The sequence below is a fragment of the Methylocapsa aurea genome (genome assembly GCF_000746085.1).
Taxonomy (GTDB): Bacteria; Pseudomonadota; Alphaproteobacteria; order Rhizobiales; family Beijerinckiaceae; genus Methylocapsa; species Methylocapsa aurea.
Map to the genome: position 1 here is coordinate 64,916 of NZ_JQKO01000011.1, position 26,448 is coordinate 91,363.

General features: G+C 62.0%; 21 protein-coding genes. 13 read left to right on the forward strand and 8 right to left on the reverse strand.

Annotated features, from left to right (window positions below):
- Positions 1 to 121 precede the first annotated feature (121 nt).
- Complete coding sequence (metC, locus tag DL86_RS08955) at positions 122 to 1,309, reverse strand: cystathionine beta-lyase (RefSeq protein ID WP_036260610.1); 1,188 nt, start codon at positions 1,307 to 1,309, stop codon at positions 122 to 124.
- A gap of 212 nt (positions 1,310 to 1,521) precedes the next feature.
- Here metC and DL86_RS08965 point away from each other — a divergent pair, with 212 nt between their 5' ends.
- The 5 genes from DL86_RS08965 to DL86_RS08985 all read left to right on the forward strand — a co-directional run bounded on the left by DL86_RS08965 (position 1,522) and on the right by DL86_RS08985 (position 6,216).
- Complete coding sequence (locus DL86_RS08965) at positions 1,522 to 2,535, forward strand: amino acid ABC transporter substrate-binding protein (RefSeq protein WP_036260485.1); 1,014 nt, start codon at positions 1,522 to 1,524, stop codon at positions 2,533 to 2,535.
- Between the two features lie 162 nt (positions 2,536 to 2,697).
- Complete coding sequence (locus DL86_RS08970; RefSeq protein WP_051953083.1) at positions 2,698 to 3,852, forward strand: amino acid ABC transporter permease; 1,155 nt, start codon at positions 2,698 to 2,700, stop codon at positions 3,850 to 3,852.
- 2 nt (positions 3,853 to 3,854) lie between these two features.
- Positions 3,855 to 5,012, forward strand: coding sequence for an amino acid ABC transporter permease (locus DL86_RS08975; protein WP_036260487.1), 1,158 nt, complete (start codon positions 3,855 to 3,857; stop codon positions 5,010 to 5,012).
- An 11-nt stretch (positions 5,013 to 5,023) separates the two neighbouring features.
- The gene (locus DL86_RS08980) at positions 5,024 to 5,773 is read left to right on the forward strand and encodes an amino acid ABC transporter ATP-binding protein (RefSeq protein WP_202899183.1); all 750 of its coding nucleotides are present in this window, start codon (positions 5,024 to 5,026) and stop codon (positions 5,771 to 5,773) included.
- Positions 5,774 to 5,916: 143 nt separating this feature from the next.
- Positions 5,917 to 6,216 carry a hypothetical protein gene (locus tag DL86_RS08985; protein ID WP_156964553.1) on the forward strand — a complete coding sequence of 100 codons (300 nt, stop codon included), beginning with the start codon at positions 5,917 to 5,919 and terminating at the stop codon, positions 6,214 to 6,216.
- Between the two features lie 183 nt (positions 6,217 to 6,399).
- On the opposite strand, the gene DL86_RS08990 is transcribed toward DL86_RS08985, so the two are convergent.
- Positions 6,400 to 7,293 carry a cupin-like domain-containing protein gene (locus tag DL86_RS08990; RefSeq protein WP_051953049.1) on the reverse strand — a complete coding sequence of 298 codons (894 nt, stop codon included), beginning with the start codon at positions 7,291 to 7,293 and terminating at the stop codon, positions 6,400 to 6,402.
- Between the two features lie 361 nt (positions 7,294 to 7,654).
- Between DL86_RS08990 and dnaE the strand changes: the two genes are divergently transcribed.
- Both dnaE and DL86_RS09000 read left to right on the forward strand, forming a co-directional pair.
- Positions 7,655 to 11,152: a DNA polymerase III subunit alpha gene (gene dnaE / locus DL86_RS08995; RefSeq protein WP_245276315.1), complete on the forward strand. Its 3,498-nt coding sequence runs from the start codon at positions 7,655 to 7,657 to the stop codon at positions 11,150 to 11,152.
- Positions 11,153 to 11,291: 139 nt separating this feature from the next.
- Positions 11,292 to 11,894, forward strand: coding sequence for a glutathione S-transferase family protein (locus tag DL86_RS09000; RefSeq protein ID WP_036260494.1), 603 nt, complete (start codon positions 11,292 to 11,294; stop codon positions 11,892 to 11,894).
- A 15-nt stretch (positions 11,895 to 11,909) separates the two neighbouring features.
- On the opposite strand, the gene DL86_RS09005 is transcribed toward DL86_RS09000, so the two are convergent.
- The 3 genes from DL86_RS09005 to DL86_RS09015 form a co-directional block, all read right to left on the reverse strand.
- On the reverse strand, positions 11,910 to 13,214 hold the full coding sequence (locus tag DL86_RS09005; RefSeq protein WP_036260618.1) for an NAD(P)/FAD-dependent oxidoreductase: 1,305 nt from the start codon (positions 13,212 to 13,214) through the stop codon (positions 11,910 to 11,912).
- A gap of 80 nt (positions 13,215 to 13,294) precedes the next feature.
- On the reverse strand, positions 13,295 to 13,498 hold the full coding sequence (locus tag DL86_RS09010; protein ID WP_036260496.1) for a YgaP family membrane protein: 204 nt from the start codon (positions 13,496 to 13,498) through the stop codon (positions 13,295 to 13,297).
- Positions 13,499 to 13,512: 14 nt separating this feature from the next.
- A complete protein-coding gene (locus DL86_RS09015; RefSeq protein WP_036260498.1) occupies positions 13,513 to 13,821 on the reverse strand; it encodes an ArsR/SmtB family transcription factor in 309 nt (102 codons plus the stop codon).
- Between the two features lie 61 nt (positions 13,822 to 13,882).
- Here DL86_RS09015 and DL86_RS09020 point away from each other — a divergent pair, with 61 nt between their 5' ends.
- From DL86_RS09020 to DL86_RS09030, 3 genes are read left to right on the forward strand one after another with little or no spacing between them, the layout of a single operon-like run.
- Positions 13,883 to 14,848, forward strand: coding sequence for an efflux RND transporter periplasmic adaptor subunit (locus DL86_RS09020; RefSeq protein ID WP_036260499.1), 966 nt, complete (start codon positions 13,883 to 13,885; stop codon positions 14,846 to 14,848).
- Positions 14,845 to 18,123, forward strand: a complete 3,279-nt coding sequence (locus DL86_RS09025) for an efflux RND transporter permease subunit (RefSeq protein WP_036260501.1) — start codon at positions 14,845 to 14,847, stop codon at positions 18,121 to 18,123. The genes DL86_RS09020 and DL86_RS09025 overlap by 4 nt, the downstream gene beginning before the upstream one ends.
- Entirely contained in the window at positions 18,120 to 18,488 is a 369-nt protein-coding gene (locus DL86_RS09030) for a carboxymuconolactone decarboxylase family protein (protein ID WP_036260503.1), read from the forward strand. Before DL86_RS09025 ends, DL86_RS09030 begins: the two co-directional genes overlap by 4 nt.
- A gap of 55 nt (positions 18,489 to 18,543) precedes the next feature.
- Here the strand turns inward: DL86_RS09030 and DL86_RS09035 are convergent, their stop codons facing one another.
- Positions 18,544 to 19,503, reverse strand: coding sequence for a TAXI family TRAP transporter solute-binding subunit (locus DL86_RS09035; RefSeq protein WP_162180412.1), 960 nt, complete (start codon positions 19,501 to 19,503; stop codon positions 18,544 to 18,546).
- A 717-nt stretch (positions 19,504 to 20,220) separates the two neighbouring features.
- Here DL86_RS09035 and DL86_RS09040 point away from each other — a divergent pair.
- The gene (locus DL86_RS09040) at positions 20,221 to 21,654 is read left to right on the forward strand and encodes a hypothetical protein (RefSeq protein WP_162180413.1); all 1,434 of its coding nucleotides are present in this window, start codon (positions 20,221 to 20,223) and stop codon (positions 21,652 to 21,654) included.
- 59 nt (positions 21,655 to 21,713) lie between these two features.
- Here the strand turns inward: DL86_RS09040 and DL86_RS09045 are convergent, their stop codons facing one another.
- Positions 21,714 to 23,201, reverse strand: a complete 1,488-nt coding sequence (locus tag DL86_RS09045; protein ID WP_036260507.1) for an FAD-linked oxidase C-terminal domain-containing protein — start codon at positions 23,199 to 23,201, stop codon at positions 21,714 to 21,716.
- A 31-nt stretch (positions 23,202 to 23,232) separates the two neighbouring features.
- Positions 23,233 to 23,586 (reverse strand): endonuclease NucS domain-containing protein, encoded by a 354-nt coding sequence (locus DL86_RS20270; protein ID WP_202899184.1) that lies wholly within the window; start codon positions 23,584 to 23,586, stop codon positions 23,233 to 23,235.
- 671 nt (positions 23,587 to 24,257) lie between these two features.
- Here DL86_RS20270 and DL86_RS09055 point away from each other — a divergent pair.
- On the forward strand, positions 24,258 to 25,286 hold the full coding sequence (locus DL86_RS09055) for a 30S ribosomal protein S2 (protein WP_036260511.1): 1,029 nt from the start codon (positions 24,258 to 24,260) through the stop codon (positions 25,284 to 25,286).
- Positions 25,287 to 25,414: 128 nt separating this feature from the next.
- Positions 25,415 to 26,347 (forward strand): translation elongation factor Ts, encoded by a 933-nt coding sequence (gene tsf, locus DL86_RS09060; RefSeq protein WP_036260513.1) that lies wholly within the window; start codon positions 25,415 to 25,417, stop codon positions 26,345 to 26,347.
- Positions 26,348 to 26,448: the final 101 nt, after the last annotated feature.

Consider the following 26,448-nt stretch of genomic DNA (forward strand, 5'->3'; position numbering starts at 1 on the left):
TTTGCCCACAACCGCGAGGTCCGGCAAGCCTTCTAGAACGCTTTCAGTTTCGGCGGACTCAGAAAGCAGCTCTAGGTCTTTAACCGGCTCATCGCCTCCGACGCTTCATTGGCGGCCGGGTTTAGGCGGTGGAGCGCAACCGCTGGAACCCCTGGTCGAGATCGTCCTTCAGGTCCTCGATGTCCTCGAGGCCGACGGAAAACCGCAAGGCGGGCCCTGGCGGGCTCCAGACCGTCGCGCTGCGATAGGAGCGGCAATCGAAGGGAATGACGAGGCTCTCGAAGCCGCCCCAGGAATAGCCCATTCCAAATAGTTTCAGTCCATCGAGCATCGCCGCGAGCGCGGCGTCGGAGCAGGGCGCGAGGAGCGCTGAAAAAAGCCCCGACGAGCCCAGAAAGTCGCGTTTCCATAGAGCGTGGCCCGGACAGGAAGGGAGCGCTGGATGCAGGACCTGGACGATCTCCGGGCGCCCAGCCAGCCATCGCGCCAGATCGAGCCCTTGCCGCTCCGCCTCCCGCAGCCTGAGGTCGAGCGTGCGCAGGCCGCGCAGCGCCAGAAAGACATCCTCCGGACCCGGGCACATTGCAAAGGCGTCATAGGTCGCGCGAAGCCGCGGGAACCATCGCGCATTGGCCGAGACGAGTCCGAGCAGCAGGTCGGAATGGCCGGAGAGATATTTCGTTCCGGCTTCGATCGCCATGTCCATGCCGCGCGCATGGGGCGGGAAAAACAGCGGCGTCGCCCAGGTATTGTCGAGAATCGCGCAGATGCCCCTGGCCTGCGCCGCCGCCGCGATCGCCGGAACATCCTGAAGCTCGAAGCTTTGCGAACCCGGGGTTTCAAGGAAGATCACGCTGGTGTTCGGCCGGATCAGCGCTTCGATGGAGGCGCCGATCAAGGGATCGTAATAGGTCGTCTCGACCCCCATGCGCGCCAGAACCGTTCCGCAGAACAGGCGGGTGGGACCATAGACGGAGTCGGTCACGAGGATATGATCGCCTGCCTTGACCGCCGCGAAGAGGGCGAGCGTGACGGCGGCGAGGCCGGAAGGGGCGAGAACGGTTCCCGCCGCCCCCGAGAGTTCTGTCCAGGCGCCCTCGAGCGCTTCCGTCGTCGGCGTCCCTTTCGTGCCATAAGTGAAACGCGCCTTATGGGCGCGAATATCCTCGAATGTCGGATAAAGCACGGTCGAGCCGCGATAGATCGGCGTATTGACGAAACCATGCTGGTCGGACGGGCGGCGGCCGGCGTGAACCAGCTTGGTCCGGTTCTTCAATCGGGTGCGGTCTTCGGGAGTCGTCTCGGTCATTGGCGCGTCCAGTCTGCCTTGCGTGCGCCGCAAACTGGGGGCTTGATCCTTGTTCCGTCAAGCTGCCAAGCAAAATGTAAGGGCGGCGGCCGCAAAAAGGCGCGCCTCTTGACCCAATTTGGCAAAGGCCTCAACGTGCCGGCCGCGCTTGCGCCCGACAACCGCAACGTCGCTCCCCGCGTCCTCGCGCGCATCATTTCGGATTCGTTTGAATGTTCAAGTTGAATGCCTTGGCGCTTGCCGCCATCTTTAGTCTTGTCGCGGCCATTGCGCAGGCGGGCACGCTCGATCAGGTGAAGAAGCGCGGGTTCCTGGCGTGCGGATCGAATACCGGCCTGGCTGGCTTCGGCCTGCCGGACGACAAGGGCAATTGGACCGGCCTCGACATCGATTTTTGCCGCGCCATCGCCGCCGCGATCTTCAATGACCCCGCCAAGGCGAAATTCATCCCCTTGAGCGCCAAGGATCGCTTCACCGCCTTGCAATCGGGCGAGGTCGATGTCTTGGCCCGCAACACCAGCTGGACCATGTCGCGCGAGACAGGCCAGGGCTTCCTATTCGCCGGCGTCACTTACTACGACGGCCAGGGCTTCATGGTGCGCAAGAAGCTGAACCTGTCCTCGGCGTTGGAATTGTCCGGCGCTTCGGTCTGCGTTCAGCAAGGCACGACGACGGAATTGAACCTCGCCGATTTCTTTCGCGGCAATGGCATGAACTACGAGCCGGTCAATTTCGCCACCGCGGACGAAGCGCTGAAAGCCTATGACGCCGGCCGCTGCGATGCCTATACAACTGATTCCTCAGGACTTTATTCCCAGCGTCCAAAGCTCGCCAATCCGGATGAGCATGTCGTGCTGCCCGAGATCATCTCCAAGGAGCCGCTGGGACCCCTCGTTCGGCAGGGCGACGATCAATGGTTCAACCTCGTGAAATGGGTGAATTTCGCCATGCTCAACGCGGAAGAACTTGGCGTGACGTCGAAGAATGTCGATGAGAAAGCGAAGTCCCTCCATCCCGAGATCAAGCGGTTGCTGGGCTTTGAAGGAAATTTCGGCGATCCGCTGGGGCTCACCGAGGATTGGGCCTATCGCATCGTCAAGCTGGTCGGCAATTATGGCGAGGTTTTCAACCGCAATCTCGGCGAGGGGTCGAGTTTGAAGATCAAGCGCGGCGTCAATGCGCTCTGGTCGAAAGGCGGCCTGCATTATGCTCCGCCGATTCGCTAAGCATATTTTTCGAAAAGCGGCCGCCGGCTTTCGGAAGAAAATGATGCGGCTTCAGGATGTCCATGCAGGTCTGCGTCGGCGCGCCAACGCTGATCTGTCGAGCACTCGCGCCATATGATATCCGGGGCGAGGCCTTCGACGCCGGGCGGGAGCGGGCCGGAAATGGCGCCGCGGTCCGAAAATGGCCCGCTTGCGTTCTGGTATGACCCCGCCATTCGCGGCAGGATCTATCAGACCCTGTTTGTTCTCGCGCTCGGAATTGTGCTGTTCGAGGCCATCGTCGATGTCCGCGCCAACATGCAGGCGCGCGGCATACCGACCGATTTCGATTTTCTGGACGACGTCGCCGGGTTCGACATCAACCTGACCCTGATCCCTTATTCCGCGACGTCCACCTATGGCCGCGCCTTCTTTGTCGGGCTCTTGAACACGGGTCTAGCCGCCGCGCTCGGGCTTATTCTGGCGACGGTCGTCGGCTTCGCGATCGGGATCGCCCGGCTTTCGAAAAACTGGATCGTCGCCAAATTCGCCATGGTCTATGTCGAAGCCTTGCGCAATGTGCCGCTGCTTCTGCAACTCCTGTTCTGGTATAACGCCGTCCTGAAGCCCTTGCCGGCGCCGCGCCAATCCTATGTCCTGCCCTTCGGCATGTATCTCAACAACCGTGGGCTTTTCGCGCCCGAACTGGTGTTTGGGCCTGGCGCGCAATGGATTGGCGCGGCCGTGATTGTGGCGGCGCTCGTCGCGGTCTTGGCGCGGCTGACCGGCATTGGCGCGCGGCTTGGCCGATTTTGGCCGACTTTGCTCATAGGTCTCCCGGTCGCGGCCTATTTTCTTGCCGGGCAGCCGGTCAGTTTCATCGTTCCAGAGTTGAAGGGGTTCAATTTCAGCGGCGGAGTCCGGCTCCTTCCCGAGTTCGTCGCGCTGGTCCTCGGGCTAGGCCTCTATACCGCCGCCTTCATCGCCGAGATCGTGCGCGCCGGCGTCGAGGCGGTGCCGCGCGGACAGAGCGAGGCGGCGGCGGCGCTCGGGCTGTCGCGCCGGCAGACCAATCGGTTCGTCGTCGTCCCGCAGGCCATGCGGATCATTACGCCTTTGCTCACGAGCCAATATCTGAATCTCATCAAGAACTCATCGCTCGCCGTATTCATCGGCTATCCGGATCTCGTGCAGGTTTTTGCCGGCACGGTGCTCAATCAGACCGGCGCCGCCGTGCAGGTGATCTTCATCACCATGGCGGTCTATCTGGCGATCTCGCTTTTCGCGTCGCTGGCGATGAATCTCTACAATCGGCGCTTCGCCCTCGTGGAGCGTTAGCCGTGCCGGGCGAGCCCCTCTCCGCGACGCCGGCAAGGGCCGCGGCCTTCGTTCGGCAAGACCCCGCCCCGGCCTGCCCGCCGCCGCCTTCCGGCCAAGGCGTTTTCGCCGCCATCGGGGACAATCTGTTCGGCGGCTGGCGCTCCAGCATGATGACCATCGCTGCGCTGGCGCTGCTTGGCCTCGCCCTGCCGCCGCTGCTGCGATTCCTGATTTTCGATGCGGTCTGGTCGGCGCCCGATGGCGAACTCTGCCGGGCGCCGGGGGCGGGCGCCTGCTGGGCCTTCATCGCGCGAAAATTGCCTTATTTCGCCTATGGCTCCTATCCCATCGGCCAACGCTGGCGGGTCGATCTGACGCTTGCCTTTGGCGCCGCGCTGATCGTCTGGCTGCTCTGGCTCGATGCGCCCGGCCGGCGGCTAGCCGCGTTTCTGTTTTTCTTCGCCTATCCAATTCTTTCCTTCCTCCTGCTGCATGGCGCGCCAAGCTTCGGCCTGCCCACCATCGACAGCGACCTCTGGGGCGGCATTTTCGTCAGCCTTCTCGTCGCGACCGTCGGCATCGTCGCCTCGCTGCCCTTGGGCATCCTCCTCGCGCTTGGGCGGCGCTCGTCTTTGCCTGTGCTCAGTCTCGCCTGCGCCGGATTCATCGAATGCGTGCGCGGCGTGCCGATGATCACGGTTCTGTTCATGGCCAATACGATGCTGCCGCTGTTCGTGCCGGAAAGTCTGGCGCCTGATCGCCTGATCCGGCCCTTGATCGGCGTCGCCCTGTTCGCCTCGGCCTATATGGCGGAGGTGGTTCGCGGCGGCTTGCAGGCGATCCCCAAAGGGCAGTTCGAGGGCGCGCAGGCGCTCGGCTTGCGCGCCCTGCCGACGCTGCGGTTTATCATCCTGCCACAGGCGCTGCGCCATGTGATCCCGGGCATTGTCAATACCTTCATCGGGCTTTTCAAGGATACGACCTTGGTCGCGATCGTCGGCATTTTTGATTTTCTGCGCACGGTCGATTCGGCGCGCCTCGATCCGGTCTGGGCTGGTCCGACGATCTCGGCGACGGGCTATGTCTTCGCTGCTCTGTTTTACTTTGTTTTCTGCTTCAGCATGTCGCGCTATTCGCTGTTTGTCGAGCGCCGATTGTCGCGCGGGCGCGACCGCTGATGGACCCCGCAATGCCGCAAGATAACCAAAAGCCAGCGATCGAGATCATCGCGGTCAATAAATGGTTCGGCGCTTTCCATGTTCTGCGCGACATAAACCTGTCCGTGGCGCCGGGCGAAAGGATCGTCATTTGCGGCCCATCCGGCTCCGGCAAATCGACCCTGATCCGCTGCATCAACCGGTTGGAGGCGCATCAGAGCGGCAAGATCATAGTCGAGGGAACCGAACTGACCGGCGATCTGCGCAAGATCGACGAAGTCCGCCGCGAGGTCGGCATGGTGTTCCAGCATTTCAATCTGTTTCCGCACCTGACCATTTTGGAGAATTGCACCCTGGCCCCAATCGAGGTGCGCAAGATGGCGCGCGCGGAGGCCGAAGCGATCGCCTTGCATTACCTCGGCAAGGTTCACATTCCCGAACAGGCGCATAAATATCCCGGCCAATTGTCGGGCGGCCAGCAGCAGCGCGTCGCGATCGCGCGGGCGCTTTGCATGAACCCAAAGATCATGCTGTTCGATGAGCCGACGTCATCGCTCGACCCGGAAATGGTCAAGGAAGTGCTCGAGACCATGGCCGAACTCGCCAGGGAGGGCATGACCATGCTTTGCGTCACCCATGAAATGGGCTTCGCCCGGCAGGTCGCCGACCGGGTGATCTTCATGGATGCCGGCGCTATCGTCGAGATCAACGGTCCCGAGGCCTTTTTCAGCGATCCGCAGCACGAGCGGACCAAGGCCTTCCTCGGCCAGATTTTGAAATAGTCGGCTTGTAAGCGTGGGCTCAAGCCCAAACCTTAAACCGGACGTGAACGAACCGCTCATGTGAGCTTCAGCGCCGATTCGCGAAGCTCTCCTTCATAGGCTCATGACCGGCCAAGACTTTGGCCGGAATGGTGGAGGAGAACATGCGGATATTTCCAACTTTGATATTGGCCGCCGGGATCGGCCTTGGCGGGTTTGGCCTTGCTGCGCCGGCCGCCTCTGCGATGCCTATGAATGGGCTCGCTCCGGCCGTCGCGATGTCCGAGGACATCGCGCAAAGCGTTGAAAATGTGCGTTGGATCTGCGGCCCTTATGGCGGCTGCCGCTGGGTTCCTGGCTGGCGCTACTGGGGGCCGCGGCCGTGGCGTCCCTATGGTTGCTATGGCGGCTGGCGCCGCCATGGATATGGATGGGGCGGCTACTATCATCGGCATTATTGGTGAAGAAAGCTGCGCGCAAGCCCGAACGTGTAGATTGATCGAGCCAGGTTTCTCCCGCTGGCCTATCTGAAAGGCGAACCCCGATGCCGGTCGTGCGTCGGGGTTCGTTTTTGTCCGCCAGCGGCGATTGGACCGCGTCTGGGTTGGATCGCGCCTTGCGCAAGGCTGTCCAGGGAAACCCTTTAGTTAGCGTCGAACGAGGCGCTTGGCAGTGCGCATCGCGTCGATCACCGCCGCCTTCGACTTATCGACGAGGATCGAGCGGCCCGGCGGACGCGGCGAAAGGCCGAGCCGCCTCAGATAATGGTTGGCCCGGTGGACATCCGCCTGCATCCAGTTGGGGAACTCCATGTTGAGACTGAGCGACACGGAGATGTTGTCGTGGTTCTTCACCCAGTGCCCGGCATGGGTGGGAATATGGACGGCATCCCCTGGCCCAAGCGAGAACTTGGTCGCCCGCTCCTCGGCATGCGGCTTGTACGTCCCGGCGGTGATGGATACGCCGTAATAGCGCTCGATCTCCTCTTCCGTGGTGATGCTGCGGTCGGACGGATCGCACACCCAGAGATCCTTCGACCCCTGCAACTGGACGAGGAAGTTCACTTCCGCGTCGAAATGGAAGGGAGTGATCCGGTTTGGCGAGGTGATGAACACCAGCATTTCGGGATTGCGGAGAAGCTTCGCGCCTTCCGGACCGGCGATCCCGCGCACGAAATCGGCATAGTCATCGAGCACCGCCTTATACCTCGGGTCGACCTCGACATGCTTCATGACGATCCACGCGCCCGCCGTTTCGATGCGGTCGATGATCTTCGGGATGGGCATAGTCGGCTCGGGGGTCGTGCCCCATTTGTCGGTGATCGTCAGGTCGCCCACATCCGCGTAGAGATCGCCGCGGCGTTTGGCTGCTTCCTCGGCCACGGGAATCAGGGCGTCGATCGTAAACAATGGATGGCCGGCAAGGGGGTGACGCGCGGCGAATGGTTTCTTGTGGAGCGCCAGGCGGCATGCCTCGATCGGATCAACCGTGGTCCACTTTCCAGACGCCAGGTCGGGCGAGGGGGTGATCTGCGTTTGCATCGGTCGCTCTCAACACTGGAAATGCTTAGGGGGCTGCGAAAACTCTATCTCAAATCGCTCGATCGCGAAATAGAGCGGACGCGCGCGCCTGTCTTTTGAGCTTGCGAAGCAAATCTGGCGGCGCTCGGCAAGGCCGGCTTCGATCTGTGGAAAACGCCACATAAAGCGCGCAGCGAAAGAAGTTTCGGTCCGCCAGCGCTTTGCATCAATAATCGTCGAATGTATAGTATGGCGACTGAAAAGTATAAAAAAGATCCGCCAGGAAGAATGACATTTTTTGGAGTTGGCCTGCGCCCTTGATCATGTCGGTCAGATCAAGTCATTTTGAAATTAAGTTGGATCATCCCGAAAGGACCTCGACGTGACCGCTCCGATTCCGCCCCGTTTGGACCCGGAAGGCCAGCGGCGAGCCCGCGTCCCAGCCGATGTCGGCTTCGTCCATCTCCACGTTCACAGCTCCTATTCGTTGCGCGAAGGAGCGATGTCGATTTCCAATCTGGCCAAGTTCGCGCTCGCCGACCGGATGCCGGCTCTGGCGATCACCGACAGCAATAATTTGTTCGGCGCCTTGGAGTTCTCCGAAAAGCTCGCCAAGGAAGGCGTGCAGCCGATCGCCGGCTTGCAGATCGCCCTAGACTTTGGCGATGGCGCTGCGATGGCGCCGCGCGGCGAGGAGAGCGGAGCCGGACGCGCGCCGATTGTGCTGCTGGCGCAAGACCGCGTCGGATATCTCAATCTGATGCATCTCGCCTCGCTCGCGTGGCTGGGTCCAGACCCGGGCGAGCCGCCCCATGTCCGCCTCGCCCGGCTGCAGGGGCGAACCGAGGGCTTGATCGCGCTCTCGGGAGGTCCTGGCGGTCCGCTCGATCGCGCCTTTTCGGCGGCGCGGCCGGAACGCGCCTTTGCCCGGAGCGCGGCGCTCGAAGGGCTTTTCCCAAACCGGTTCTATATCGAACTCCAGCGCCATGGCCTTGCCGGCGAGCGCGAGGTCGAGCCGCGCCTCCTCGACCTCGCCTATCGATCTTCTCTTCCCTTGGTCGCAACCAACGAGACGTTTTTCGCCGCGGCTTCGGATTATGAGGCGCATGACGCTTTGATCTGCATCGCAGAGGGAACCGTGATCGGCGATGGCGCCCGGCGCCAGCTTTCGCCCGAGCATCGCTTCAAGACGCGGGCGGAAATGGTCGCCGCTTTCGCCGATCTGCCCGAGGCGACGGCCAACACCGTCGAGATCGCGCTGCGCTGCGCCTATCGGCCGTTGACCCGCAAACCAATGCTGCCGCGTTTTGGGTCAAGCGGCGCCATAGAGGACGAGGCTGCCGCTCTGCGCGGCGAGGCGGAGGCGGGGCTCGAGGCGCGGCTTGCCGCTCATGGCGCGGCTTCGGGCTTTTCGCCGGACGACTATCGCGCAAGGCTCGCCTTCGAACTCGACGTCATCGTCAAGATGAAATTTCCCGGCTATTTCCTGATCGTCGCGGATTTCATTAAATACGCGAAGTCGCAAGACATCCCGGTCGGGCCGGGGCGCGGCTCGGGGGCGGGATCGCTGGTCGCCTATGCGCTGACGATCACCGATCTCGATCCGATCCGATTCGGCCTTTTGTTCGAGCGCTTCCTCAATCCCGAACGCGTATCGATGCCCGATTTCGACATCGATTTTTGCCAGGACCGGCGCGACGAGGTCATCGCCTATGTCCGCCGCCGCTATGGCGACGACAAAGTGGCGCAGATCATCACCTTCGGCTCGTTTCTGGCGCGCGGGGTGATGCGCAACGTTGGCCGCGTCCTCGAAATGCCGCTGGGGCAGGTCGATCGGCTGGCCAAGCTAGTGCCGCAAAATCCGGCGGCGCCGGTCAATCTCAAACAGGCGATCGAGACCGAGCCGCGGCTGAAGGAAGCCGCCGCCAGCGAGCCGCGCGTCGCCAAGATGCTGCAGATCGCGCAGACGCTCGAAGGGCTCTACTCCAACGCCTCCACCCACGCCGCCGGCGTCGTCATCAGCGATCGGCCGCTGGAGGAATTGGTGCCGCTCTATCGCGACCCGAAATCCGACATGCCGGCGACCCAGTTCAATATGAAATGGGTCGAGCCGGCGGGTCTCGTCAAATTCGATTTTCTCGGCCTCAAGACGCTGACGACGCTGTCCAACTGCGTCAAGCTTCTGGCGCGGCGCGGGGTTGCCGTCGATCTCGCCAAGATTCCGCTGGACGACAAGAAGACCTATGAAATGCTTGGGCGGGGCGAGACGGTCGGCGTGTTCCAGCTTGAAAGCGCCGGCATGCGCAAGGCGCTGGTTGAAATGCGGGCCGACCGTTTCGAGGACATCATCGCCCTCGTCGCGCTCTACCGGCCAGGCCCGATGGCGAATATTCCGACCTATTGCGCGGTCAAGCTCGGCGAGGAGGAGGCCGACTACATCCATCCCATGATCGAGCCGATCCTGAAGGAGACTTTTGGCGTCATCATCTATCAGGAGCAGGTGATGCAGATTGCGCAGGTGCTCTCAGGCTTCTCGCTCGGAGAAGCGGACCTGTTGCGCCGCGCCATGGGCAAGAAGATAAAGGCCGAGATGGACGCGCAGCGCGATCGCTTCGTCAACGGCGCCATCGACAATGGGCTGACCAAAGCCAAGGCGGACGAGATCTTCGACCTGCTCGCCAAATTCGCCGATTACGGCTTCAACAAGAGCCATGCCGCAGCCTATGCGCTGATCGCCTATCAGACCGCCTGGTTCAAGGCGAATTACCCGGTCGAATTTCTCGCCGCTTCGATGACGCTCGATAAATCGAACACCGACAAGCTCGCCGAATTCTGCAACGAGGCGCGGCGACTGGGGATCAAGGTTCTGCCGCCTTCGGTGCAAGCCTCGGGAGCGGATTTCGACGTCCATGCGGATGAGGCGGGCGACCTTTCCATCCGCTATGCCTTCTCCGCGATCAAGGGCGTCGGCGAGGGCCATGCGGCGGCGTTCGGCGCGGCGAGAGGAGGAAGGGCGTTTCGCGATCTTGGCGATCTCGCCGGCAGGATCAATCCTCGCGAAGTGAATAAGCGGATGCTCGAAAGTCTGGCTTCAGCAGGGGCGTTCGATGAACTCGAACCGGACCGCGCCCGCGTCTTCGCCGCGATCGAAGCGATTTTGGCCTTCGCGCATCGGCGCGACGAGGAGCGCCGCGCCGGCCAGACCGCGCTGTTTTGCGCCGGGGCGGAAGATCAATTGCCGCTTCCAAAAACCAGCCCCTGGCCGCTGGCGGAGCGGCTGCAGCGCGAGTTCGACGCCGTCGGATTCTTTCTCTCCGGCCATCCGCTCGACGCTTATGGCGCCATTCTCGCCCGGCTTCGGGTGCAGCGCTGGGCGGATTTCGCCAGAGCGGTCAAGCAAGGCGCCAGCGCCGGGCGCCTCGCCGCGACGGTGCTCGACCGGCACGAGCGGCGCACCAAGTCGGGCACGAAAATGGGGATCGTCACCCTCTCCGATCAGTCCGGCCAATATGAAGCGATTCTGTTCCAGGAGGGTCTCAACCAATATCGCGATGTGCTGGAAAAGGGCGCCTGCCTGCTGCTTGGCCTGCAAGCCAATGTCGAAGGCGAGGACGTCCGCGCCCGGATCGCCTCGGCGGAGCCCTTGGACCTTGCTGCGAGCCGCGTGCAAAAAGGGTTGCGGCTTTTTCTGCGCGATGAAAACCCGCTCGGCCAGATCGCGCAGCGTTTGAGCGCGCGGGGCGATGGCGAAGTCGCGCTGATTCTTTTGACCGCGAATGGCGAAGTCGAAATGAAGCTTCCCGGCAAATATCTGGTGTCGCCGCAGGTTGCCGGCGCGCTCAAGGCCATTCCGGGGATTGTCGCGGTGGAGCATGTGTAAGCTTTAGGTCACGATGCTTTTGGATGGAAACATCTAAAAGCATGAAACGTGATCTCTTGTTGAGAAGAGAGCGGGATTTGACGCGAAAAACCGGATTCCACTTTCGCATCCCGCTTTAGCGATAGCGGAGGAGGTTTGCATGATCAAGCTTTACTGGGCGCCGCGAACGCGGTCCTTGCGCGCGCTCTGGGTCCTCGAAGAGGCGGGCGCGCCTTACGAGCGGGTTCGTCTCGATCTTTCCGCGGGCGAACAAAAGAGCGCGGAATTTCGCGCCATCAACCCGATGGCAAAAGTTCCGGCGCTGACCGACGGGCCGCTAAATGTCGCGGAATCTGGCGCCATCTGCGCCTATGTCGCGGAGGCCTATCCCGACGCGGAGCTCGCCCCGCCGATTGGGGATCCGGCCCGCGGGCGCTATCTGCAATGGCTGTTCTTTTCGCCGGGCTGCATCGAGCCCGCCTTGCTTGCCAAGTCCGCCAATATCTCGGTCCGACCCGAGAGCGCGGGATTTGGCGATTTTGACCGGGTCTTCGACGTGCTGGAAAATGCGCTCGCCACAGGCCCTTGGCTGCTCGGCGAGCGATTTTCCGCGGCCGACGTCATGATCGGCCTCGATCTCCATTTCGGGATCGATATTTTCAAGCTTGTCCCCTCGCGCCCGGCCCTGCGCGCCTATGTCGACCGCTGCCTCGCCCGCCCGGCGCTTCAGCGGGCCAAGGCGATCGAGGCGGCGGGGGTTTAAGCAGGTCAAGCGGCCTCAGGATGCGTGCTTGCCCGCCGGTTTCAATCTTTCGATTCCCAGCTTCTTCATGACATAGCGCTCATAGCCCGGTTCGCTCGACCCGGTGCGGATCTTGCGCAGGAAGTATTTTTCGAAAGCGACCTTCGCCAGATGCACCCAATAGCCCTGGCTCGACCAGTTGACGTTTCGCGGCGGAATCTGCGGCAGGGCCACGAAGGCGACGCCGCTGTCGCCGAAATCGGCGAGGCAGACCGCATTCCAGGTGGCCTCATGGGTCGGCTCCCGATTGGCGATGAGATCGGCGATGTTATGGGCAGTCGCGGTCACCATCGACTCGATCAGGTAGCCGGTTTTTGGAGTTCCCGTCGGCACCGGAGTCTGCTCGACCGGCGGAATGGCGGTGCAGACGCCGACGGCGAAGATGTTGCGGTATTTGGGGTTGCGTTGATGTTTGTCGATGAGGATGAATCCGCGCGGGTTGGTCAGTCCCTCGATCCATTTTCCATCATCGGTCCGGAAGCAGTCGACGCCTCGGAATGCCGGCAGAAACATCGAGAATTTCGACGCGAGCTTATGTGCGCGCTTGACGCTGCCGTCCTCGTTGACCTCGGTCGCCTCGACGCCATCGGCGGTGATCCGGTCGATTTTGCAATTGGTGATCCATTTGACGTCATGGTCGCGCAGGATCGATTCCAGCATTCCTTTGGTGTCGCCGACGCCGCCCAATCCGAGATGCCCGATGTAGGGCTCGGAGGTCACAAAGGTCATCGGGACCTTGTCCCGGATCTTGCGCTTGCGAAGGTCGGTGACAGCGCAGAGCGCATATTCATACGCGGGCCCAAAACAGGAGGCGCCCTGAACCGCGCCGACCACCATCGGGCCGGGGTCGGCGCAAAAGGCCTCCCATTGCTTTGAGGCCTGGTCGGCATGATCGACGGCGCAGATCGATTTCGTGTGGCCTTGCGGGCCAAGGCCTTCCACCTCGTCGAAGGCGAGCTTCGGCCCAGTCGCGATGACAAGATAATCGTAATCGAGAGTCGTCCCATCGCCGAGATAAATCTTGTTTTCATCGGGAGAGAGCCGCGTTGCGCCGGCGGAGGAAAAGGCGACGCCTTTCTTGGCGAAGACTTCAGGCAATGCGATCTTGATGTCTTCCGGGCGCCGCCAGCCGACCGCAACCCAGGGGTTCGAGGGGACGAATTGGAAATAATCCGTATCGGACACGACGGTGACGTCGGCCGAGCGTCCGAGCATGTCGCGCAATTCGAACGCCATCGGAATCCCGCCAATTCCGGCGCCGATGACAACTACCTTGGGCATAGCGCTTCCTCTCCGGTTTGTTGTGGTTTTGCTTTGGTTGCCCGCCAGCGCCTTTGTGGGCGCTGCTTTGCGCATCGGCGTTATAGAAATGCGCATCCCGGCCTGAAGCCGAGATGCTTCAGGAGGATCGCCACCGGGCAGAAGCCGGTGAAGGCCGCCTGTAGGAGATTGAGGCCGACGAAGGCTGTCAGCAGCAACCAATAGGGACTGATCCAGTGCGAGAACGCGAGGCTCAGTAGAATCATCGTTCCGGCGAAGGCCATGACAGCGCGATCGATACTCATGTTGTTGATCCTCGTTAGCTCTTGCACCCTGGCGAGCAGAACAGGTCGTAGAGCAATGCGATGACTTGGGTGGCTTCCTTGCTCGCAAGCGAATAATAGATTGTCTGCGACTCCCGACGCGTCTTGACGAGTTTGTCCTCGCGCAAGCGGGCGAGATGCTGCGACAAGGCCGACTGGCTTAACCCGATCGCCTCATGAAGAACGCCGACCGATTGCTCGCCCTTGTGCAATTCGCAAAGGATCATCAACCGATGACGGTTCGCCAGCGCCTTAAGAAAGGCCTCCGCCTTGCCGGCCCTTGATCCAAGTTCTTCTAATTTCATATTTACTAAATTAGAGTTTTCTGTTTTAAGTGTCAAGCGTTCTCTCTTGCCGGTTCCAGCCATGCGCTTTGCCCTTGTTCTGCTTTCGGCGGTCTGCCTCGCTTCCGGGGCGTCCGCCGAAGATTTTAGCATTCATTCAAGCCAGGTCGACGACCGAAAGGCGGTGATCGCCACGGTCGAGCCGGTCCATCTTCTGGCCGCGCGCGCGCGCATCGGCGGCACGATCATCCGCCTTAAGGTGCGGGAGGGCGACCTGGTCGCCTCTGGCGCGGAGGTCGCCGTCGTCGTTGACCAGAAGCTCGCGCTGCAGATGCAGGCGCTGGATTCGCGGATCAGGTCGCAGCAGGCGCAGCGCGATCAGGCCAAGATCGATCTCGATCGCGCCGAGGAGCTGATGCGCCGCGGCGTCGGCACGCAGAAGCAACTCGATCAGGCGCGCACGGCGTTCGATGTCGCCGAACGGACCGCCGCCGCCATGCGCGCCGATCGCGAGGTCATCGTGCAGCAAGCCGCCGAGGGCGCCGTGTTGGCGCCGGGCGCCGGGCGCGTTTTGACGCTGCCTGTGTCGGTCGGCCGGGTGGTCCTGCCGGGCGAGACGATCGCGACGCTCGCCGAAGACAATTACATCTTGCGGCTTGCATTGCCGGAGCGGCATGCGCGCTTCATGCGGGCCGGCGATGCGGTGCTGATCGGCGCGCGCGGCGAGCGGACCGAAAACGGGGAGACCATGCGCCAAGGCAAGGTGCGCATCGTCTATCCCGAGCTCCGGGGGGGCCGCGTGATCGCCGATGTCGACGTGGAGGAGCTCGGCAATTATTTCGTCGGCGAGCGCACGCGGGTCTATCTCACGACGGGCAAGCGCGACACGATCGTCGCGCCGCGCGATTATGTCTACCGGCGCGCTGGCGTGAATTTCGTCAAGCTCAAGGACGGAACGGAGGTCGTCGTCCAGCCGGGCGAGACGCGGCCGGACGGAGTCGAGATTCTTTCCGGGTTGCGCGACGGCGATGTGGTGGTCCGCCCATGAAGCAAGGCCTCTCCGGCGCGCTCGCCCGCGCCTTCATCACATCGCCGCTGACGCCGCTTCTGCTGCTCGCCGCGCTCATCGTCGGCGGCTTGGCGCTCCTCGCGTTGCCGCGCGAGGAGGACCCGCAAATCAGCGTGCCGATGGTCGACATTCTCGTCGCCGCCAATGGCTACAAGGCCGATGAGGCGGTCGAGCTCGTGACCCGGCCGTTGGAGGACATCGTCAAGGGCATCAATGGCGTCGAGCATGTCTATTCGCAGACCGAGGACGACAGGGTCGTCGTCACCGCCCGCTTCTTCGTCGGCGTCGATCAGGACACGGCGGCGCTGCGCATCCACGAAAAGATTCGCGGCAAGATCGCCGGATTGCCGAAAGGCATTCCCGAGCCGCTGATCATTGGCCGCGGCATTGACGATGTGGCGACCGTCGTCCTCACGCTCGCGGCCAAGCCGGAGCGCGCGGATCGCTGGAGCGACAATGGCCTCTATCAGATCGCCGAAGAACTGCAGCATGATCTGACCAAGGTCGAGAATGTCGGCGCGAGCTATATTGTTGGCGGCAGCCCGAACCAGATCCGCGTCGAGCCCGATCCCGAGCGGCTTTCGCTCTACGGCATGACCCTCGCGCAACTCACCGAAAAGCTGACCAACGCCAACCGCGCCTTCCTCGTCGGCAATATGCGGGAGAAAGACCACGCGGTCCCGGTGGTCGCCGGCCAGACGCTGCAGGGCGTTCCCGATATTGGCCTCTTGCTCCTCACCTCGCGCGATGGCCGGCCCGTCTATGTCAAAGACGTTGCGGACGTGCGCGTGGGATCGGCCGAACTCGACAAGCGCGCCTGGACCCTGACGCGCAACGCGAGCGGAGGCCTCGACAAGCGCCCCGCCGTCAGCATCGCCATCGCCAAGCGCAAGGGCGCCAACGCGGTCATCGTCGCCCATGAGATCCTCGCCCGCCTAGAGGCGGTGAAGGGCCGGATCGTTCCAGCCGACATCGACGTCACGGTGACGCGAAACTATGGCGAGACGGCGAGCGAAAAAGCCGATGAGCTGCTCTTCCATCTGGCGCTCGCCACCGTCTCCATCGTGGCGCTGATCACCCTTGCGATCGGCTGGCGCGAAGGCGTCGTCGTTTTCGTGATCATTCCGACGACGATTCTGCTCACGCTCTTCGCCTCCTGGCTGATGGGCTACACGATCAACCGCGTCAGCCTTTTCGCGTTGATCTTTTCGATCGGCATCCTCGTCGACGACGCCATCGTGGTCGTCGAGAACATCGTCCGCCATTGGCAGATGCGCGGCAGGCGCGATCTCGTCGAGGTCGCGATCGAGGCGGTCGCGGAAGTCGGCAACCCGACCATCGTCGCAACTCTCACGATCGTGGCCGCCCTCCTGCCGATGCTGTTCGTCAGCGGGCTGATGGGCCCCTACATGAGCCCCATTCCGGCAAACGCCTCGATGGCGATGCTGTTCTCCTATTTCGTCGCCATGACCATCACGCCCTGGCTGCTCCTGAAGATCGCGCGCGGACGCTTCGAAGCCGCCGGCGGCGCGAATGCCGATGGCGCTGACAATGGTCACGGGCATGAGGTCGGCGCCATGGGCCGGTTCTATGCGCGGATCGCGACGCCGCTGCTCGCCGGACGCGTCCGCTCGAAGATCTTTCTTCTCGCTGTCGGCGCGGCGACGCTCGGCTCGCTGACGCTTTTCGCGACCAAGGATGTGCGCGTCAAACTTCTGCCTTTCGACAACAAGTCGGAAATTCAGGTCGTCGTCGATCTGCCGCGCGGGGCGTCGCTGGAGCAGACCGACCGCATGTTCACCGCCATCGCGGACCGGTTGAAGGACCTCCCCGAACTGACGTCGATCCAGGCCTATGTGGGGACCGCCGCGCCCTTCAATTTCAACGGACTCGTGCGCCATTATTATCTCCGCGAAAGCCCGGAGCTTGGCGACCTCTCGATCAATCTCGTCCCCAAGGGCGAGCGGGCGCGGGCCAGCCACGCCATCGCGCTCGATATTCGCAAGCGGCTCGAAGGCTTGCCGCTGCCGCCGCGCTCGGCGCTCAAGGTGGTCGAGGCGCCGCCGGGTCCCCCCGTCCTGGCGACGCTGCTGGCCGAGGTCTATGGACCGGATGCGCCGGCGCGGCGCGATCTCGCCGCGAAGATTCGCAAGGGTTTCGAGGCGGTCGACTTCGTCGTGGACATCGATGACAGTTACGGCGTTCGCGCCGAGCGGCTGCGGTTCTCGATCGATCAGGAGGCGCTCGAATACCACGGCGTCGAGGAACAGGCCGTCTATGACACGATCGCCGCGATCGTCGGTGGAGTGAAGATCGGCTATTCCCAGCGCGGCAGCGGATTGAAGCCGATCGACGTTGCGCTGGCGCTGCCAAAATCCGCGCTGGAGCTGAGCGAACGTTTGCTGTCGACGCCGCTCCCCGCCGGCGGCACGCCGCGCCAAGGCGCCAATGTGGAGCTTGGCGACGTTGTCAAGGTAACCCGCGAGCCGGCCTCCTACCCGATCTTCCGGCACAATGGACGTTTCGCGGAAATGGTCAGGGCCGAAGTCGCGGGCCGTTTCGAGGCGCCGGTCTATGGCATGCTGGCCGTCGAGGACAAGCTGGCTTCGATTGACTGGGGCCCCGGCGGGCCGCCGACAATCAAATATCACGGTCAGCCAATCGCTGACCTTGAGCCAACGCTTCTCTGGGACGGCGAATGGGAGGTCACCTATGTCACCTTCCGCGACATGGGCGCCGCCTTCATGGTGGCGATCCTCGGCATCTATCTGCTGGTCGTCGCCCAGTTCGGTTCGTTCAAGCTGCCGCTGGTGATTCTCGTGCCCGTGCCGCTGACGCTGATCGGCATCGTGCTCGGCCACTGGATGCTGGGCGCCGCCTTCACGGCGACGTCGCTGATCGGCTTTATCGCGCTCGCGGGCATCATCGTGCGTAATTCGATTCTGCTTGTCGATTTCATCCGCCACCGCCGCGCCGAGGGCGTTACCCTGCGCCGCGCGCTCATCGACGCCGGCGCGATCCGCTTCAAGCCGATCTTTCTCACTGCTGCTGCGGCGATGATCGGCGCGGCGTTCATCCTGACCGATCCGATCTTCCAAGGCCTCGCCATCTCCCTCGTGTTCGGGCTCGCCTCTTCGACGGCGCTCACGGTGCTCGTGATTCCGGCGATCTATGTCTGGCTGCGGGACGATGGAAAGGGCTTCGACGCCGAGGCCGCGCCGGCCGGACAATCCCACAAGGAGACCCATGCATGACCACCAACTGGCCCGAACTGACCCAGGCGCTTTCCGCGGACCTTAAGACCTTGCGCGGCGGGGCCCCTGCGGTGATGAAGGCTTTCTCCGCCGTCGCACAATCCGCTTTGGCGCCCAAGGCGCTCGACCTTAAGACGAAGGAACTGTTGGCGCTCGGCATTTCGGTGGCGGTGCGCTGCGACGATTGCATCGCCTTTCATATCAAGGGGGCGCTCGAACAGGGCGCGACCCGCGACGAGGTGCTCGAGACGCTCGGCATGGCGATCTACATGGGTGCCGGCCCCTCCGTCATGTATTCAAGCCACGCCCTTGCCGCCTATGACCAATTCGCCGCCGCCAAGGATGGCGCAGGGCAGAGAGCTTGAGCGCTCGTCGGCATTTAAGTCCATGCCCATGCCTGGGCGCGCGCTCCTGGAACGCTCAGGGGCGATCGAAATCCTGGCGCCAATCGGGCCGGGCCCCCGCCCGGATGGCAATCGCCGGCAAGGCGTCTTCGGTCGATTGTCTGATTTTAGCCGCGACCGCCGGTTGGCTTTTATAGAAATCGTCGCGAATGGCGATCACGGCGGGGGTCGAAATCGATTTAATGGCGCTGAACCAGCCGGCTTCGATGGTCGCCGTCGCATAGAGGCCGCGGCCGTTGAATTGCACGCCCAATAGTTTGGCGCTCGGCCGAATGTCGACGAATTTGAACACTCTCTGCTTGGTCTTCAGGTCGACGGTCTCCCGCACCTCCTGCAGCAGCGGCGACTGCGGGCCGTCCATGACGAAAAAGGCGTCGAGCTGGCGATCGCGCAATTTGTTGAGGGCGGTGGCCGAGCCGTCCGGCTGGATGTCGATGGTCTGTTTCCATTCCGGCGCGTTGGCGAGAATGTTGCGCAGCGTCAGTTCGCCGCCCGATCCCGAGCCTCCAGCGGCGACGCGCAGCACCGTGCCCGGCTTCAAATTATCGATCATGTCGCCGAACTTGTCTTCCCGCGTTTCGGCGCGCACGACCACGAATCCTTCATAAGGGTAGACCGGCGGCCCGAGCGCGACGACCTTTCCGGTGCAATTGGGCTTGCCGACGCGCGCCGCCAGAACGTCGGCCTGGACGACGGCCACCATGACGTCGCCGTCGCAGAGGCCGTTGAGGGATTCGACGCTGCCCTTGGACTCCAGGGGCTTTAGGCGAACGCCCTTCGACGCCGTCTTTGCGTCGATTTCCGGAACCACGATGGCGCAGTTTTCCTTATCCAATTTGCCGCAGGCGACCTCGACCTCGATAATCTCAACCTTCTCCTTGGCGGCGCGGCGCTCGGACAGAGACTCGGCGTGTGTCTGGGTCCCCGCCAGGAGAAAAGCCAAGAGGGCGGCGGCGGAGCGAAGAGCGAGGGCCATTTGTGGGAACTCCCGGAGAAGATAGAACATGCTAAAGCGACGGCGCCCAATGGCGCCGGTCCGGCCGCACTCTTCGACATTTTCATGACAGGGCTGCGACTGCGATCCCATGATCGGGCCGATCCTTACCGATACTGAAAAACTCAGAAAATGGCGGGGACAAAAATCTCGGCTTTGCGCGCGGAAAGCGCTTATGGCTGTTCATCGTCGTGACCAATCTCATACGACAGCGGCACGCCGCAAAATGAATCCCCAGCGCTTTCTTTTTCGGGCCAGCCCGCGGCCTCGAGAATTGTGATCGACAACGAAATTCGAGTTTTTCAACAGTATCTACCCATTTCGGACGTTCGGAGCATCCGGCTTTGGGGAAGGTCTGGGGCTCGCACCAACCGGCGGAATTGGATCGGGCGCACATGACCTAGATCATTGACCTCGCTGCATGATTGGGTAACCTCATCATGCTGGCGATCTCACCAAAACAAATTCCAACCGAAATCGCGGCAGCGCCTTTGGTTGATGGGGACATCCGTGAGCACGAGAATAACGTGTGTCGCACAGATCTTTTTTGGCGCGCTTTGCCTGACCTTATTGTCGCGATCTGCCGCGCTTTGCCAGCCCGTCCAGATCCACCCCGATGTGTATCGGCCGCTCAAGCACGATGTGTCCCCGCCGCTCCGGGATATAAAACCCGCTCTGCCAGAGCCTGGGCCTCCGCGCGTGATTCAGCGCCTGTGGGCGCACCCACCCAAAATCACCACCCCCGCCCAGCCAGACCCAGCCCTTCAGACTTCGCGGGGTCCACTAATTTCCGTGACCCCGGGCTTAAATTTTGATGGCATCGACGAAGCCGCTCAGCAAGGTGCGAGTGGCCTCCTCGCCATCCCGCCCGACACTAATGGGGCGGTGGGAGCCACCCAGTTTGTCCAATGGGTTAATTATGCCTTTGCGGTATTTGATAAAACCTCGGGGGAGATGGTCTACGGTCCAGCCGCCGGGAAAACCTTGTGGAAGGGCTTCGGCGGTCCTTGCGAAACCAACAACAGCGGTGATCCCATCGCCCAATACGATAAAACGGCAGGCCGGTGGGTCTTGACCCAGCCCGTCTTCACCAACCCTTTTGCTATATGCTTCGCCGTATCGACGACATCCGAGTACACAGGCCAATTTCACCGTTATGCGTTCTCGATGCCGGCGTTTCCTGATTACCCCAAACTGGGGATCTGGCCGGACGCTTATTACATGTCGATCGATCTGTACACGCAGGGGCAGGGATATGGGGGCAAGTTCAAGGGGCCCTACCTCTGCGCCTTCGACCGCTCGCTTATGCTCAAGGGCGACAAAAACGCCAGCATGCAGTGCTGGCCTCCATCGAATTCATTGAATCCGGACTACGCGCATCTTTTGCCCTCGGACCTCGACGGGAACATGCCGCCTCCCGAGGGTTCGCCCAATTACTTCTTGAGTTTTTTTGGGACAAACTCGCTGAAACTTTGGAAATTCCATGTGGATTTTAACGATTCCCAGAAAACGCAGGTCACGGGGCCGACGAACATCCAAGTGGATGATTTTACGGAAGCCTGCGGCGGTGGAATTTGCATCCCTCAGGCGGGGACCAAGGAACTGCTCGACTCGCTCGGCGACCGACTGATGTACCGCCTGGCGTACCGAAACTTCAGAGACCATGAGTCGCTGGTCGTGAACCACTCGGTAACCGCAGTGCCGACAGGGTCGACAGTGTCGACTGTAGGGGTGCGCTGGTATGAGATTCGAGATCCGAACGGCGTCCCGACCGTGTTCCAGAAAGGCACTTTTGCCCCGGACGCGAACTTCCGCTGGATGGGCAGCGTGGCGATGGACAAAGTCGGGGACATGGCGATCGGCTATAGCGTCTCAAGTAGCGGCATGTACCCCTCGATCCGCTTTACCGGCCGCCTCGCGGGCGACAAGCTGGGTACACTGCAGGCGGAGCAAACAATCCTCCCAGGAGGAGGCTCCCAGCTCAAACTGGACAACTGGGGCGATTACAGCAGCATGAGCATCGATCCGGTTGACGACTGCACCTTCTGGTACACGACGGAGTATCTGCCGAAGTCAGGCAAGTACAATTGGAGCACTCGCATTCGCTCCTTCAAGTTTTCGTCGTGCCACTGAGCATCTGGATAGTCGGCGCCGGAGGTGACAACCGGCTACAGGCGCTCTAACCGGAAGCACTAAAACCTCGGGATCTCCGGGAACGCCAGCCGTCCGCCGTGCACATGCATGCGACCCAATTCCGCGCAGCGATGCAGCACCGGAAACACCTTCCCGGGGTTCAGCAGGTGCTTCGCGTCGAAGGCGCATTTGACCCTGATCTGATGGCTCAAATCGATGTCGCTGAACATTTCCGGCATCAGATCGCGTTTCTCGATTCCAACGCCATGTTCGCCGGTCAGCACGCCTCCGACCTCGACGCAAAGGCGCAAGATGTCGGCGCCGAACTCTTCGGCCAGTGCAAGTTCACCCGGCTTGTTGGCGTCATAAAGAATCAGCGGATGCAGGTTGCCGTCGCCGGCATGGAACACATTGGCGACCCGCAGCCCGTGCTTTTCCGATAATTGCCGCATCCCCGCCAGAACGCGCGGCAGTTCTTTGCGCGGGATCGTGCCATCCATGCAGAAATAATCCGGCGAGAGCCGCCCGACCGCCGGAAAGGCCGCCTTGCGTCCGGCCCAGAAGGCGAGGCGCTCGGCGTCGGAGTTTGAGATCCGGCACTGCGTCGCGCCGCGCTTCAAAGCGATCGCCTCTACGCGGCCGACGAGGTGATCGACCTCGACGGAGGGGCCGTCGAGTTCGACGATGAGCAGCGCCTCGGCATCGCGCGGATAGCCGACATGGACGAAATCCTCGGCCGCCTCGATCGCCAGCCTGTCCATCATTTCCATGCCGCCTGGAATGATTCCCGCCGCGATGACGTCGGCGACGCAGGCGCCGGCCGATTCGCTTGAATCGAAGGCGATCATCAAGGCGCGGGCGGTTTCCGGCGCGCGCAGAATGCGCACCGTGACCTCGGTCACGACGCCGAGCATCCCTTCAGAGCCGGTGACGAGTCCCAGCAGGTCATAGCCGTCCTGGTCGAGATGGCGCCCGCCGAGGCGGATGACTTCGCCGGTCATAAGGACGATTTCGACGCCAAGGACATTATTGGTCGTTAGGCCATATTTCAGGCAATGCACGCCGCCCGAATTCTCCGCCACATTGCCGCCGATCGAGCAGGCGATCTGCGAGGAGGGATCGGGCGCGTAATAAAAGCCTTGCGCCTCGACCGCGCGGGTGATCGCGAGATTGGTGACGCCCGGCTCCGTGACCACGATTCTGTTCTCGAAATCGATCTCCTTGATTTTGTTGAATTTCATCATCGACAGCAGAACGCCGTCCTCGAGCGGCAGGGCGCCGCCCGACAGCGAGGTTCCGGCCCCGCGCGCGACAACCTTGACATTATTCTCATGGCAATAGGCGAGGACCGCGCGAACCTGCGCCACGCTCTCCGGCAGAACCACGACCATAGGAAGGGCCCGGTAGGCGGTCAGGGCGTCGCTCTCATAAGCGCGCCGGCTGATTTTGGCGTCGACGACGCCCTCACCGGGAACGATTTTCCGCAAGGCGGCGACGATCTCGTCGCGCCGGGCGAGGGTTGCTTGATCGACATCGAGCGGTTTCATCTCTTGGCCACGTTCCCATCGTCCGCGTCAGCTACAAACTCGCTTCCGCAAATTGAAAATTCACTTGATAGCGGCGAAGCAATAGATTTGGGACCATTTTGGCGGCCGCCAGGGCCTTCGTTTCAAAATCCGCCGCGACGAGAATGCCCCTGACGCGTCCGCCGGTTCCTTCTTCGTTCGCGAGATCGCCCATGCAGCTTAGCACCTGAGCAACAGCCCTTTGTCCGGCGGCGCCGGTCTTGATTTCGATCGCCACTAGAACTCCGGAAGGATCTCGCGCGGTGATGTCGATGAATCCAGAGGCGACGAAACGCTCGGCGCCGCCGTCGACGATGACCAATCCGGGTTCGAGTTGCTCAATCGAACATCTAAGGGCAACCCGCATGTCGCGCTCGAGATCGATTTTCTGCGAGGGCCGCTTCTCGTTTTGCTCTGACGCTGGGAGGAGGCCGGTTGCGTCTGAAACGTCAATGCCGATGTCTCCAGAGTCGCGAAATTTCTGATAGAGGCGGGTCGCGGACCTACAAGTTGCGAGACCATCGTATATGTCGCCCTGGATCTGCAATTTGGAAGGGTTGCGGCGTCCAATCCGCTTATCATCTTTCGTATATTGCAAATTAGAAATTATATCTTCAAGCCTGCTGGCTTCATAGTGCTTGTCGAGATCTCCATAGGCTTTTTCGACACGGTCTATGTTTGATAACCTGGAAGAAATGGACTTGCTGTTATTGGTCCGTCGCTCTAACCAGACACGGAATGTTGTGCGCATCACTCGTTCTTATCCACAGATATGATAACTGAGTATTTTCATCATTTATCACATCGACGCCAGGGAAGTCCACGCCCGCGCCGCATCACGGCGCAACCGCGCCGACGAAGCCGCGCCTTGCATTCCCGCCCGGGGCATCCTATAACCCGACCATTCCACACGCGGATCGCGCGACCCTGCTTGAAGGGCCGCTCCCGGTGGCTTTTTCCTATGGAGTTCCTTCGGGAGCGCCGCGGCGAAGAAGTCCATAACGCTCCGCGGCGGCTTCAACCGGAGAAAGATCCATCATGGCATTGCCTGAATTCACTATGCGCGGCCTTCTCGAAGCAGGGGCTCATTTCGGCCACCAGTCGCATCGCTGGAACCCGAAAATGGAGCCCTACATTTTCGGCGCCCGCAACAATATTCATATCATTGATCTCGCCCAGACGGTGCCTTTGCTGCATCAGGCGCTCAAGGCCGTGTCCGATACCGTGGCGCGCGGCGGCCGCGTGCTTTTCGTCGGAACCAAGCGCCAAGCCCAGGACTCCATCGCCGATGCGGCGCAACGTTCGGCGCAATATTACATCAATTCGCGCTGGCTTGGCGGCATGTTGACCAATTGGAAGACGATTTCCGCGTCGATCCAGCGTCTGCGCAAGGTCGACGAATTGCTTGGCGGCGGCGCCGTCGGCCTCACCAAGAAAGAGCGCCTGATGATGTCGCGCGAACGCGACAAGCTCGAAAAGGCGCTCGGCGGAATCAAGGAGATGGGCGGCATTCCGGACCTCATCTTCGTCATCGACACCAACAAGGAGCAATTGGCGATCAAGGAGGCGGCCCGGCTGCATATTCCGGTCGCGGCGATCCTCGACACCAATTGCGATCCGGACGGGATTACTTATCCGATTCCGGGGAACGATGACGCTGGCCGCGCCATCACGCTCTATTGCGATCTCATCGCGCGCGCCGCGCTCGATGGCATTTCGCGCGGCCAAGGCTCGGCCGGGATCGACTTCGGCGAAGCGGAGCAGCCTCTGGCGGAGGAGCTTCCCATCGAGGCAGCCGCGGTTGAGGCCGCCGAGGCGGTCGAAGCCCCGACCGAGGCTTTCGAGCTTCTGACCGCCCCGCGCGGCGCTCCTGACGATCTCGGCAAACTGCCCGGCATCGGTCCGCAAATTGTCAAGAAGCTCAATGACGCCGGCATTTATCATTTTTGGCAGATCGCCGCCATGACCCCGGCCGACGCCGCCAAGACCGATCACGACTTGAAGCTTGCCGGCCGCATCGAGCGCGATGGCTGGATCGCTTTGGCGCGCGGTCTCGCCGCCGCTTGATCGCCGCCGCGCGGTCAGGCGTGCGTTGGCGCGCGCGCGGCGCGGCCCTATTGGCAAGCAATTCGGATCCGAGTCGATTTGACGGCGGGAAATTGGACAAGCCCGCCGGAACCTAAAGGAAAGCGAACATGGCGAGCGTCACAGCCGCGCTGGTGAAGGATCTTCGCGAGAAGACCGGCGCCGGCATGATGGATTGCAAGAACGCCCTTACCGAGACCGACGGCGACATCGAAGCCGCGGTCGATTGGCTGCGCAAGAAGGGCCTTTCCAAAGCGGCCAAGAAGTCCGGCCGGATCGCGGCCGAAGGCCTTGTCGCCGTCGCCGTTCACGGCCCTGACGGCGTTGTCGTCGAGGTCAATTCGGAGACGGATTTCGTCGCCCGCAACGAGGAGTTCCAGGCGCTTGCCCGCACCATCGCCCTCGTCGCGGTCGAAAAGGGCCTGACCGACGTCGAGGCGATCAAGGCGACCCATTATCCGGGCGGCGGCACTGTGGCCGAAGCCATCGCCAACGCCATCGCGACGATCGGCGAGAACATGACCCTGCGCCGGGTTGGCGCTGTCCGTGTCGCGCAGGGGTTCGTCGGGCATTATGTCCATAATGCGGTGTCGGAAGGCCTTGGCAAGATCGGCGTCATCGTCGCCCTGGAGTCGACCGGCGACGCCGTGCAACTGGCGCCGCTTGGCCGGTTGATCGCCTTGCATGTCGCGGCGGCGAGTCCGCTGGCGCTCGATTCCGCTGGCCTCGATCCTTCAGTCGTCGAGCGTGAAAAGGCGGTGCTTGCTGACAAGAACGCCGGCAAACCGCCTCATGTTCTCGAGAAGATCATCGAGTCCGGCCTGAAAAGCTATTATAAAGAAGTCTGCCTCGTCGATCAGCCGTCGATTCACGCGGAACACGCCAATAAGACAATTGGACAAGTGGTGAAGGACGCTGAGAAAAACGCCGGAGCGCCGGTGACCCTCAAGGCTTTCGTGCGTTACGCGCTCGGCGAAGGCATCGAAAAGCAGGAGACGGATTTCGCGGCGGAAGTCGCCGCCGCCGCCGGAGGTCAAGCCTGAATCGTTGAGGCGGCGGAGCGAAGCGACCCATGCGCGCCTGCTTCGCCCCTTCATAAGTCCCCCCGTCGCATAGCTGTTGTTTTCTATTCTTATTTGACCTC